Origin of the sequence: Paenibacillus sp. 1_12, from assembly GCF_900114475.1 — a bacterium.
In the GTDB taxonomy this organism is placed as follows: domain Bacteria; phylum Bacillota; class Bacilli; order Paenibacillales; family NBRC-103111; genus Paenibacillus_S.
The window spans coordinates 459,343-471,771 of the sequence record NZ_FOTE01000003.1; the positions used below are offsets into that span (position 1 = coordinate 459,343).

Here is a 12,429-nt window from a genome sequence, read left to right on the forward strand (position 1 = left end):
TGCATAAAGGCTTATGGAAAGACAGTACCTTTTCCTAACCAAATGCTGCTTAAAATGCAAATAAGAGGTTCTCTCCGTGTTATGGAGAAGACCTCTTTTGTTCCTGAGCCTGCTTATTTAACGACCAGCACTGGGATTTGTGCATGATGGACAATTTCCGAGCTAACACTACCCAGCAGGATTTCTTTAAAGGTGCCAAAACCGCGGCTGCCAACAATAATAAGATCAAAATGATGGGCTTCCGCATAATCCAAAATGACTCTGGCAGGTGCCCCTCCATCTAATAATGTAGCGGACGTCTTGCTTAGATTCGAAATCAGCTGCTTTACTTCGTCTATCAATTCTTCGGCTGCCTGATACAATTCGGTTTGAATAACAGCAGGGCCAGTAATGACGGCGTCATTCAACACCAAATTGGATACTTGGAACACGTGGGCCACTACTAATTCTGACTCCACAAATATTTGTTTCAATTCGATTGCTTTATTCAAAGCTATTTTTGCCGTTTCCGAACCATCATAAGCTACCAAAATTTTATTAAACATAGGAATCTCACCTCAGTTTGTAGTATACCCACCTATTACCCTTAGAAACAGAATACGAAGCGGCAATCATTTTTTATGTACATATAAAACTCCTGCGAATGGAAGGATGCTTCCAAGCACAGGAGTCTGTTTGAGAATCAGCAAGTCGGCTCACAGCCATTCCTTTTTGCGAAATAAAATGAACATGGACATGCCTACGATAAACATAAAAATAACAGCTGCGATACCGCCATATTCCCAGTGCAGACCAGGAACATTCTCAAAATTCATTCCGTAAATACCGGTAATAAACGTCAGTGGCATAAATATGGTAGTCAGTGCTGTGAATATACGCATAATCTCATTCGCGCGGTTGGACAGACTTGACTGATAAGCCTCTCGTAAGTTGCCCATAAGATCGCGGAAGGTGTCGAACGTTTCAGAAATTTTGACCGCATTTTCGTAAATATCGCCAAAATATTTTTTGAGCGGATCGCTGATCAGCTTTAGTTCTTTTTTGTTGAGTGTCGATATCACATCACGCTGCGGACCAAGCACCTTTTTCAGCCAAAGTATTTCGCTTCGCAGCCCAATAATCTCATTCAAATGGGATTTTTTTGTATGCATCAAAATATCTTCTTCCAGCTTTTCGATCTTCACTTCGATTCGATCGCCTACATTGGTATAATTATCGACAACAAGATCGATCAAGTGATATAAAAAACTGTCCGCAGAGGCAACCTCTTCTTCCCACAATACGGGCTTCAGAGCACGCAGCTCATTAATTTTTTGACGGGTCACAGTTATAATATAATGTTTGCCAAGAAAAATATTCAAAGCTCTCAGGAAAATTTCTTCATCATCAAAACGAATGCTGTTAACTACGATAAAATAATTGGAATCGTAGAGCTCAATTTTGGGACGCTGTTCTTCTTCCGTCAAGCAGTCCTCGACGGCCAGCTCATGAAGGTGATAAAGCGGTTGTAAAATTTCCAAATCCTCGACGTCTGCGTCGATCCAGTAGAACCCGTGCTCCGGCGGTTCCATGGCTGTCGTAATATCCTCCACCAAAGTGAAAATGCCGTCCTGCACCAAGCGTGTTTTCATTCTGCTTCACCTCTTCACATGATTAACTTAAGAGGAAGTACAGGCGGAAGAAACGACGCTAACGTCATACGGACAGCACTTTATACCGGACAGACAAGACTATGATATCGATTGGACTGGTGTCCACATCAAATACGCTTGTGGTTGTGTTGGCAAAGAGTTGCTGGGCGCATGAGAATCAGCGGCGTAAGCCAACTGCATTCCTAACGATATATTCGGTTGATTGTGAACGTAGATACTACTCGTCGGGTCTCCGTCCATTCGTTGGTTGCACCCCTTTGCTATTGATGTCGAATACTTGTCTAGTATAAACCTACATGCCTTGCACAGCAAGGTGAAAACCATGAAATTAATATGTTTTTTTGGGCCCTTGATAAAGTATGCAGTATGCAGGCAGAGGTGCTCTTTAAATGCGGCTGGCAGGGACCCGAATGTGAAATTTATTCTGCACTCTTGACTTTAATCAGGTTGTAGTAAATAATATAAAGAAAAATAGGTAATTACTTTTCTTATCAAGAGCAGGTGGAGGGACTAGCCCGATGACACCCGGCAACCGACAAACCTTTGGCATATCGCGTAAGCGTGTGACAGTGGAATGCACGGTGCTAATTCTTGCGGAAGCGAACGAAGCTTCTGAGAGATGAGAAGGGACATTGTTATTGATAACAAGGCCTTTCTCGTTCGCGCGAAAAAGGCCTTTTTAGCGTCCTTTTGCGTAAAAAAATCAAAACTTACACAAGAAGGAGTGAATTTCTATGCCGATCAAAATCCCTGATCATTTACCAGCCAAAGAAATTTTATTGAACGAAAATATATTCGTGATGAGCGAGACGGAAGCCTTTCATCAGGACATTCGTCCTCTGCGTATCGCAATTTTGAACCTGATGCCGACGAAGGAAACAACGGAGACTCAAATTTTGCGTTTGATCGGCAACACACCGGTACAATTGGAATTTGTACTGCTGCACCCAGGAACGCATACCTCGAAGAATACGTCAGCCGAGCATTTGGAGCAATTTTACAAAACGTTTAATGATGTACGTCAAGAAAAATTTGATGGCTTGATCATTACCGGTGCACCTGTTGAGCAGCTGGATTTTGAAGATGTGAACTATTGGGAAGAGCTGAAGGAAATTATGGATTGGAGCACGGAAAATGTGACTTCGACCCTGCACATTTGCTGGGCGGCTCAGGCTGGCTTGTATCATCATTTTGGAGTGCCGAAATATCCACTGGACAGCAAAATGTTCGGGGTATTCCCGCATGTAACGAGCAAGCAGAATGTGAAGCTGCTGCGCGGCTTTGATGAGCTGTTCTGGGTGCCGCAATCCCGTCATACCGAGGTCCGCAGAGGCGATATTGAAAAGATTGCGGCATTGGACATATTATCCGAATCTCCAGAGGCAGGCGTGTACATCGCGGCTACGCAGGATGGCAAACATATATTCGTTACCGGACATTCGGAATATGATGCGTGTACGCTGAAGTATGAATATGACCGTGATATCAATAAAGGTATGGAAGTGGCTGTTCCAAAAAACTATTATCCCAACGATGATCCGTCCAAGGAGCCGCTCGTATCGTGGAGGGCACATGCCAATTTATTGTTTTCCAACTGGTTGAATTACTATGTATATCAAGAGACACCTTATGATTTGTATAAAGGAGAGTATAGTATATGAGCAATGAACAGGATAAACTGAAAATCGAAAGCAGATTGGCTCAAATTGGTTCACAGGAGGAGCCGGTAACGGGAGCAGTTAGCTTCCCGGTATACCAGGCTACGGCGTTTCGTCATCCCAAGCTTGGACAAAGCACGGGTTTCGATTACTCCCGGACCAAAAACCCTACACGTAAGGTGCTTGAGGATGCGATTGCCGAGCTGGAATCCGGAGACGCAGGATTTGCCTGCAGCTCCGGTATGGCGGCGCTGCAAACGATATTTGCCCTATTCAGTCAAGGTGATCATCTGATCGTATCGCTGGATTTGTACGGAGGCACGTATCGCTTGCTGGAAAAAATCATGTCCCGGTTTGGTGTAACGGCCTCTTATGTAGATACCAATGATTTGGATGCATTGGAGTCGCACTACACCGCAAATACAAAGGCAATCGTAATTGAGACACCAACGAACCCGCTAATGATGATCACGGATCTGGAGCTCGTGTGCAATTGGGCCAAAAAGAAAAACGTGCTGACGATTGTTGATAATACGTTGCTGACCCCATTCTTCCAGCGTCCGATTGAGCTTGGTGCGGATATTATTATTCACAGTGCGACCAAGTATTTGGGCGGACACAACGATGTGCTGGCGGGTCTGATCGTAACCAAAGGCAAACAATTATCCGAGCAAATGGCATTTTTACATAATTCCATTGGGGCTGTGCTTGGACCGCAGGATAGCTGGCTCTTGATGAGAGGTATGAAAACTCTAGCCCTTCGTATGGAGCGCCATCAATACAATGCAACACGGATTGCAGAATTTTTACTGGAGCACCCTTGTATAGACTCTGTATATTATCCAGCGCTCACCAGTCATCCAGGTTATGAAATACAGAAGAAGCAGTCTTCAGGAAACGCTGGTATTTTCTCCTTTAAACTAAAAGATGCCAGATACGTTGAACCGATCTTGCGTCATATTAAGCTGATTGCTTTTGCTGAAAGCCTTGGTGGTGTGGAGTCGTTGATGACTTACCCTGCTGTACAAACCCATGCTGATATTCCGGTGGAAATCCGTGAGCGAATCGGGTTGGACGACCGTTTGCTGCGCTACTCTGTAGGAATTGAGCATGTAGAGGATTTAATTGCTGACCTGTCCAGGGCGATTGACTTGGCCAAAGCGGAAATTGAAGGAGCCTAAAATATAAGCGGATGAGCAGCTTGCCGATTTGAAGAAGTACTTATCCTTTGTCGAATATTGCCAGTTTATGTTGCCGATGGAATGATAGTTGACATTCGTCGGCTATTTTTTTAATATTTGTAGAAGAGCGCTTTCATTTCCATTGCTTTTTATGTATTCACCATATGTTAATTCATGATATGATCAAAATTAGAATAATGATATGAACTTCAGCCTTAGTCAGAGGGGGAGAACGATGCAGTCTGTCTTACAGAAGTGGAAAGAAAGATTGAAATTGCTGTACCTTCTTCCTTTATCCAACAAATCTTTGAAATACTTCCCCCCAGATTTTATTATTCGTGATCCGATTGTATCGATGATTAAGAAGTATCGTCGAAATGGACAGCGCATTGGTATGCTTTTATTTTATTTTGAGGAGTTTCACCACTTATTTGCTACTCATCCATACCCCTATATTCAAAATTTGCAGAAGCTCGTACGTGAGAAACTGCTTGAAATGCTGCCTCGTTACTTCAAAAGCTCAAACCTTTTAGGCATTAAACAGTTCGCGAGCGATGACTTTTGCATTTTCATTAAAGAATACCCAGATTTTAGCTTTGATGAATTACAACGTAAAACACTATTGATGCGGCGGGAGCTCGAGCAGAGCCTGCGTATTCCTACGCGCCCCAACGAGGATGCGATCTATTCCTTTCAAACAGGATGCCATGTCATAGGGATGGATATTGAAAATACGGAAGCCGCAATCCGCAGCTCCTATCATTATGCATTGGCGATAGCAACCCGAAAGCTGCCTTCCCACTTTTCCAAGTCCAGACAAGAGCTTCTCGATATTATTGATATGGAAAAAATCACCGTATTGGCTCAGCCGATCATGAGCTTGAACAGCGGTGAGATTTTTGGATGGGAAATATTGACGCGTGGACCGCTGAATTCGGTTTTTCATACACCTACAGAGCTTTTTGATTTTGCCTATCAGGCTGACTTGTTATCTAAAATGGAACTTATTGTAATGAAAAAAGCGTTAGAGGAAATAAGCAAGCGCTGCATACGCGAACAGGTATTTATTAATGTAACTCCGGTGACCTTATGTCATCCTTTATTTTTGAATCAACTGCTAACGGTTTTATCAGCATACGATAACATATCTGCATCCCAGATCATATTGGAAATTACGGAGCGCCATTCCATTCGCGATTTTGCTTACATGGGTGCTCTAATGGCCAATTACCGCTCGCATGGCTTCCGATTTGCTGTTGATGATGCGGGGGCAGGCTACTCGAGTCTGCAATCGATATCCGAGCTCATACCCGACATTATCAAGATCGATAAATCAGTTATTCAAAATATCGACCAATTGGTAGTGAAGCAGTCGCTGCTTCGCGCATTACTGTTGTTTGCGGAAAATATTAACTGTCAGGTCATTGCTGAAGGCGTAGAGAGTCAAGGAGAAGCAGATATTTTGTATAAAATGCATGTACACATGGGTCAAGGATTTTATTTTGCAAGACCTGAACCGATCGTTGCTTATCCGGAACGCATGCTGCAATGCCGTTCAATTACGGAAAAAATTCAGCAAAACCGACAGATTTGCAGCGTAATAGCATAACCATGACTATGAATAGTTTGTGAATGGTAAGCACTGCTTGCTCATTCACAGGCTCTTTTTTAATGACGGGGCTTTTTTATTGTGATACGATAGTTATAAAAAAAGGAGTGAGCAGAGAATGAGCTCCATAGACCACATCCTTGATCGTGCAGTCGCAGGAAACAGAATCAGTCTGGAAGACTGTGTAAACTTATATGAATCTGATCAGATTGAAAAGATGGGCCATGCCGCCAATCAGATTATGTTAAAGCACCACCCGGATCCGATCACGACCTTTGTCATCGGCAGAAATATTAACTACACCAACATTTGTGATGTATACTGTCGTTTTTGTGCCTTTTACCGTGCCCCTGGCTCCACGGAAGGCTACGTGCTGCCTGATGAAACCATTTTCCAAAAGATACAGGAAACACTGGATGTTAGAGGTACAGAAATATTGATGCAGGGCGGAACGAATCCAAATCTGCCTTTCACTTACTATACAAACCTGCTTCGAGAGATCAAGAAACGTTTCGATATTACGATGCATTCCTTCTCTCCTGCCGAAATTATGAAAATGAAGGATGTCTCGGGCGGTCTTACGCTTGAAGAGGTCATTCGTGAGCTGTATGCGGCCGGTTTGGACTCATTGCCTGGTGGCGGAGCTGAGATCCTAGATGACCGGACTCGCAGAAAAATCAGTAGGCTGAAGGGCTCCTGGCGTGATTGGATGGACGTTATGGAAACAGCGCATCGGATCGGGATGCATTCCACGGCTACTATGGTTATTGGCTTCGGTGAAACGTCTGAGGAGCGCGCTACGCACTTACTGCGTGTTCGTGACGGACAAGATCTCTGTATCGCCAAGGGTTGGAACACACCGGGATTCCTTGCCTTTATTTCCTGGACATTCCAGCCTGACAACACCAACATGAAGGCGGAGAAGCTGGGTCCCGAGGCTTACTTGAAAAATCTCGCGATCAGCCGGATCATGCTGGATAATATCCCGAATTTCCAATCGTCATGGGTGACCATGGGGCCAGAGGTTGGCAAGCAATCGCTCCACTATGGATGTAATGACTTCGGAAGCACCATGATTGAAGAAAATGTCGTGTCTGCGGCGGGGACCACACACAAAGGTAAAATCGGATCGACGCTTGATCTGATCCGTCAGGCAGGTAAAATCCCAGCGCAGCGCAATACGAAATATGAGATTCTGCGTATGTTCGATGATGTCAACGAAAAGATCGATTTTGATTTTGTGATGCAGAACTAAAGGGTAATTAGAAAATCAACATTACAACGCTTATCTATATGAATCCACTTGTGGGATGACATATGGATAAGCGTTGTTTGTCGTCTCGCAGAGATATACGAGATGTCTTTTGTCTACACTAAATGATCACCTGTAGCGATATGCCAAATGGTATAATAAGGATAATAAGGAACAAGAGACGCATTTAATTAAAATAGTACAAGTTTCATTTACGTTAGAGAGGTGCTGAGAAGAATATGTTTGTTCCTCCGGAACTAAAGATTTTCGGCATTTTTGTCGCTATCTTCTTTGTATTTTGGATTGGAGCCGCGTTATTCATGGCAATTGCTCCATATACTTTTTGGAAGATCACACAAAGCTGGAAGGCTTTAAGGGAGCCACCGAAAGCTTATTTCGTATTGCAAAGAATTATGGGGATATTGTTTGCCACTATTGGCATTTCGTTTTGGATATTTGTTTGGACTAGAGGATAATGTGGATAAATGAATATCCCATTGTAACGAAAAAAAGCAACGATCTCCAGATCTAACACTGGAACGTTGCTTTTTTAACCTGTATATATAATCGTTTGATTGCGGCCGCTTCTTTTGGCTTCATAGAGAGCTTCATCTGTACCCTTAAACAGCATTTCTTTTGTGATCCCTTTTTGAAAATCATAGACACCGATACTGATGGTTACTGCTTGTCCATTCAATTCCTCGTGAGGTTGTGTGGCAATATGTTTTCGGATGTTCTCGAGATTTAACGTAGCTTCCTGCAGATCCATGTCCGTGAAAATAATTGCGAATTCCTCTCCACCATAGCGGGCAGGGAAATCGTTGAGGGAAACCATCGATTTTATGGTTTGAGCGACCTTTTTCAACACGGCATCACCAGCTCGATGGCCAAAGCTATCATTTACTTTTTTAAAATGATCAATATCCAGCAGGGCGAGCTGAAAAGCAAAGTTATAGCGTTCTCCCTGATCGATTAGTTTATCTAAATATTCATGAAATGACATATGATTGTAAAGATCGGTTAAGGCATCGGTTTTGGCCAGCTTGTCCATAATGACATTACGAACGAGCAGATCTTGACCGGACTCCAAAGATGATTGAAGATGCTTCAATAGCTCCTTGCCGCGGCTCATTATCCCAAGTGCAACCGCCAGCCCTACTAATAATACTCCCGTTACTGCGATTACATCGGATATGATCCACGTGGTGGTTTGTTGATCCAATACGACATACAGCACATAAAAGCATACCAGACTGAGCAAATATGAGAATACCACTTTACTGGTTTGGAAATAAAAGATGGATATTAGAATGGGAAGAAATAAGACCGTCAATAACGAGTTTAAATCAGGAAAAGAGTAGATCAGCCCACTAGCTACAAAAGCTGCTCCGCAAATGACGATGTAGTCTTTACCTCTGGGTGTCCACTTGTGAACGGCTTCAATAACGAGTAAACCAATGCACAGCCATATCGTATTCAAGGTTATGATGGGTTCTATAGGAAGGGAATTGGAAAACCAAGCAATAACATCATATATGCACGTAGAGAAGATAGCTAAAGCAATAATTAGCCAGAAGCCAGTTAATATTTTCCGATTCCATCGTGGTAGATCAATTAATTGGAATAAATCAAAACCCATGTTTTACAGTCACTCCATTAATTATGCTTTTCTGATTTCTTAACTATACCATGGGAAATTGTTGTTTGTATATATGCCTGCAAGGGACCATATACTTTAACATGAGAAGTGTAAAGAAAGGAGTGGATGAGATGAAGCTATTCGCCTTTACCCTTATGCAAACCCCCGATTCATCCATAAATCAGATTGAAAATCGGTTAGCGGCGGCTTTGAAAAAAACATACAAGGAGGATGCATCGGTTAAGCTGTCAAGGTACTGTGATTATTCAGTCATTGAAGCAATAGGAAATCAGGTGCGTTTTTCCACAAAGCAGCAATTAGAAGCATTATATCAGTTAGCTGCTGAGACGGCAGCGGATTGGGTCATTCAAGATGAGGAAGAAAAACGGCTTCGTCAGCTTATTGTCCATGAATTTCAATATGACAAAGCAGAGGATATCAGAGAAATATTAAGTTATCTTAAGCCGGAGTTGAGCGAGGATCGTCCAGAACAGCTGGAAATGCGGACGCGTCGGAATCTAAAGGTCAGTCAGCAGCTATTCGCTTTACTTAAGGATAGCAAAGATTTGAATTTGAGCGGTTTCATGCGGTTTCGATTCCATGATTATATGCAGGAGCTGCGCGAAATTGTGGAATACGCCGTAGATGAGTTTTTAATGGATCGACAATACAAAGAATTTATCTCACTGCTGCAATATTTTGTATATATACAGGAGGCAAAAATACCATTTGCACACCTTATACATAAAGGCGGCAATGAGTTTGAACTGCTTAATGATCGAATGGAAAATATTGATACGAGTGAAACGAATGCAACCTTAACGATGGAGCTTCTGGAGAAAGATGTTAATTTTGAAGATTTGATCGTAAGTACGCTCATTTCCGTTTCTCCGCAGCTGATATATATCCATACCCGAGATCCAGACCAACAAATTATACAAACGATCTCACAGATTTTTGAGAATCGTGTTGAACTGTGCGAATATTGCGGATTATGTCATAATCTTGACCGTTTCGCGGTATCGGATTATAATAAGAGCTAAGACTAAAATCAAAGACAACGATGTTTGAAGTGCTGTACAGAGATAGGAGACATAGGCTGTAAGCTCCTTCGGTTAACGACATTCATTTACCCCTTTGTAGTTGCGATATGGAACACGGACTGATTGCCTATCCGTAAGTAAATGTTGCCGGCTCATTCTCCGTTATTGGATGCTTATGAGGATTCGTTCGGTTAGTTTACACCTATCGACGAATTGAACTAGGGTGGAACCACGAGATCAAGCGCTCTCGTCCCTTACGGGATATGATGCGCTTTTTTTGTTGTTTAAATTTCGGTAAAAGCTTACGATGTAAATTTTTCATGAAAACTGGGTAGATGCTTACGAAGTAAGTTTTCTACGAAAACAAAGTAGATGCTTACGAAGTAAATTTTCTGCGAAAATTTTAGGAGGTCAAAACAATGGCGGTAAAGGTTACATTTCCTGATGGAGCGGTTAGGGAGTATGAGCAAGGGACTACAATTGAAGAAGTAGCTGGCTCCATTAGCTCGGGTTTGAAGAAAAATGCAGTGATTGGTAAAATCGATGGCAAATCGGTTGACTTGAATACGCCAATTACGCAGGACGCAGCATTGGAAATTATCGTATTAGATAGCGAGAATGGGCTTGAGGTGTACCGTCATAGTACGGCGCATTTGATGGCACAGGCGATCAAACGTATTTATGGCGAAAAGGCTGTTAAGCTGGGTATCGGTCCTGTAATTGAGGATGGCTTTTACTATGATATTGATTTGGAAACGCCGCTTACTCCGGAGGATTTGACTAAAATCGAGAAGGAAATGGAAAAGGTAGCTCAGGAAAACTTTCCAATTCGCCGTCGCGAGGTTAGTCGTGAGGAAGCGATTCGTATATTCACGGAAATGGAAGATCCTTTAAAGCTGGAACTGATCCGTGATTTGCCAGAGGACTCTGTGCTGACGATTTATGATCAGGGTGAGTTTTTTGACTTATGCCGCGGCCCGCATTTGCCTTCAACCGGTCGTATTAAAGCATTCAAGCTGCTTAGCGTTGCTGGTGCTTACTGGCGTGGTGATGCCAAAAATAAAATGCTGCAGCGTATTTATGGAACAGCCTTTTTGAAAAAAGCGGATTTGGACGAGCATTTGCATCTGCTGGAGGAAGCAAAGAAGCGTGACCACCGTAAGCTGGGCAAAGAGCTGAAAATGTTCACTTTTTCACGTGAAGTTGGACAAGGCTTGCCGTTATGGCTGCCTCATGGAGCCAAGCTGCGTCGTACTATGGAGCGCTATATCGTCGATCTGGAAGAGCGTCTCGGCTACCAGCACGTATACACGCCTGTATTGGCTAATGTAGAGCTTTACAAAACCTCGGGACACTGGGAGCATTACCAGGAAGACATGTTCCCCAAAATGATTATGGATAATGAAGAGCTAGTTCTTCGTCCTATGAACTGTCCGCATCATATGATGATCTATAAGAGCGATATGCGCAGCTACCGCGATCTACCGATTCGTGTAGCCGAGCTTGGCATGATGCATCGTTATGAGATGTCAGGAGCGCTAACTGGTTTACACCGTGTACGTGCGATGAATTTGAATGATGCGCATATTTTCTGTCGTCCCGATCAGATTAAGGAAGAGTTCAGCCGGGTTATTAATTTGATCCGTCAAGTTTATGAGGATTTTGGTATCAAGGAATACCGCTTCCGCTTGTCTTACCGTGATCCTAAAGATACGGAAAAATATTTCCCGGATGATGCGATGTGGGAAATGTCCCAACGTATGCTGAAAGAGGTAGTTGAGGAGTTAAATATTCCTTATTTTGAAGCAGAAGGCGAAGCGGCTTTCTACGGACCGAAGGTAGATGTGCAGATCAAGACTGCATTGAAAAAAGAAGAAACTCTCGGAACCGTTCAGCTTGACTTCCTGCTGCCAGAGCGCTTCCAGCTGGAATATGTCGGTGAAGATGGTCAAAAGCACCGACCAGTCGTTATCCATCGTGGCGTGATTTCGACTATGGAGCGGATGACGGCGTTCCTGCTTGAGAACTTTGCTGGTGCGTTGCCTACATGGCTTTCACCGGTTCAGGCTAAGGTAATTCCAGTCTCTACAGCTTTTGAAGATTATGCCAAGAAAGTGGAAGAGCAGCTTCAGCTCGCTGGAGTTCGCGTCGAATCCGATTTGCGTAACGAAAAGCTGGGCTATAAAATCCGTGAGGCGCAGCTGGAAAAAATCCCTTATATGCTCGTTGTAGGGGAAAATGAAATGAACAATTCCAGTGTCTCCGTCCGTAAACGCGGTGAAGGTGATCTGGGTGTGCAAAGCTTGGATAGTGTAGTAGACATGATCGAATCAGCCATTCGCAATAAGGTTATTGATTAATAAAGGTAAAACGGACTGTTCCTTAATGGAGCGGT

Annotated in this window: 10 protein-coding genes and 1 riboswitch; of the genes, 7 read left to right on the top strand and 3 right to left on the bottom strand. The window is 43.2% G+C overall.

The annotated features are described in order from the left end of the window. Window positions 1–113: 113 nt before the first annotated feature. Window positions 114–545 carry a universal stress protein gene (locus BM210_RS09685; protein WP_091167400.1) on the bottom strand — a complete coding sequence of 144 codons (432 nt, stop codon included), beginning with the start codon at window positions 543–545 and terminating at the stop codon, window positions 114–116. Between the two features lie 150 nt (window positions 546–695). Continuing rightward, window positions 696–1,631: a magnesium/cobalt transporter CorA gene (gene corA, locus BM210_RS09690; RefSeq protein ID WP_091167402.1), complete on the bottom strand. Its 936-nt coding sequence runs from the start codon at window positions 1,629–1,631 to the stop codon at window positions 696–698. Window positions 1,632–2,137: 506 nt separating this feature from the next. Further along, window positions 2,138–2,278: riboswitch (SAM riboswitch) on the top strand. A gap of 108 nt (window positions 2,279–2,386) precedes the next feature. On the opposite strand from corA, the gene metA reads away from it, so the two are divergent. The 5 genes from metA (at window position 2,387) to BM210_RS36210 (ending at window position 7,828) form a co-directional block, all read left to right on the top strand. Next, entirely contained in the window at window positions 2,387–3,313 is a 927-nt protein-coding gene (gene metA / locus BM210_RS09695; RefSeq protein ID WP_091167404.1) for a homoserine O-acetyltransferase MetA, read from the top strand. Continuing rightward, window positions 3,310–4,491, top strand: coding sequence for an aminotransferase class I/II-fold pyridoxal phosphate-dependent enzyme (locus BM210_RS09700; RefSeq protein WP_091167406.1), 1,182 nt, complete (start codon window positions 3,310–3,312; stop codon window positions 4,489–4,491). Before metA ends, BM210_RS09700 begins: the two co-directional genes overlap by 4 nt. Before the next feature lie 235 nt (window positions 4,492–4,726). Beyond that, window positions 4,727–6,100, top strand: coding sequence for an EAL domain-containing protein (locus tag BM210_RS09705; protein WP_177237730.1), 1,374 nt, complete (start codon window positions 4,727–4,729; stop codon window positions 6,098–6,100). Window positions 6,101–6,218: 118 nt separating this feature from the next. Next, window positions 6,219–7,355: a cyclic dehypoxanthinyl futalosine synthase gene (mqnC, locus tag BM210_RS09710; protein WP_091167409.1), complete on the top strand. Its 1,137-nt coding sequence runs from the start codon at window positions 6,219–6,221 to the stop codon at window positions 7,353–7,355. Between the two features lie 236 nt (window positions 7,356–7,591). Next, complete coding sequence (locus BM210_RS36210) at window positions 7,592–7,828, top strand: DUF6199 family natural product biosynthesis protein (RefSeq protein ID WP_091167411.1); 237 nt, start codon at window positions 7,592–7,594, stop codon at window positions 7,826–7,828. A gap of 74 nt (window positions 7,829–7,902) precedes the next feature. Here the strand turns inward: BM210_RS36210 and BM210_RS09720 are convergent, their stop codons facing one another. After that, complete coding sequence (locus tag BM210_RS09720) at window positions 7,903–8,991, bottom strand: GGDEF domain-containing protein (RefSeq protein ID WP_091167412.1); 1,089 nt, start codon at window positions 8,989–8,991, stop codon at window positions 7,903–7,905. Between the two features lie 131 nt (window positions 8,992–9,122). On the opposite strand from BM210_RS09720, the gene ytxC reads away from it, so the two are divergent. Both ytxC and thrS read left to right on the top strand, forming a co-directional pair. Further along, window positions 9,123–10,034: a putative sporulation protein YtxC gene (ytxC, locus tag BM210_RS09725; RefSeq protein WP_091167414.1), complete on the top strand. Its 912-nt coding sequence runs from the start codon at window positions 9,123–9,125 to the stop codon at window positions 10,032–10,034. 419 nt (window positions 10,035–10,453) lie between these two features. Next, on the top strand, window positions 10,454–12,394 hold the full coding sequence (gene thrS, locus BM210_RS09730) for a threonine--tRNA ligase (protein WP_091167416.1): 1,941 nt from the start codon (window positions 10,454–10,456) through the stop codon (window positions 12,392–12,394). Window positions 12,395–12,429 lie beyond the last annotated feature (35 nt).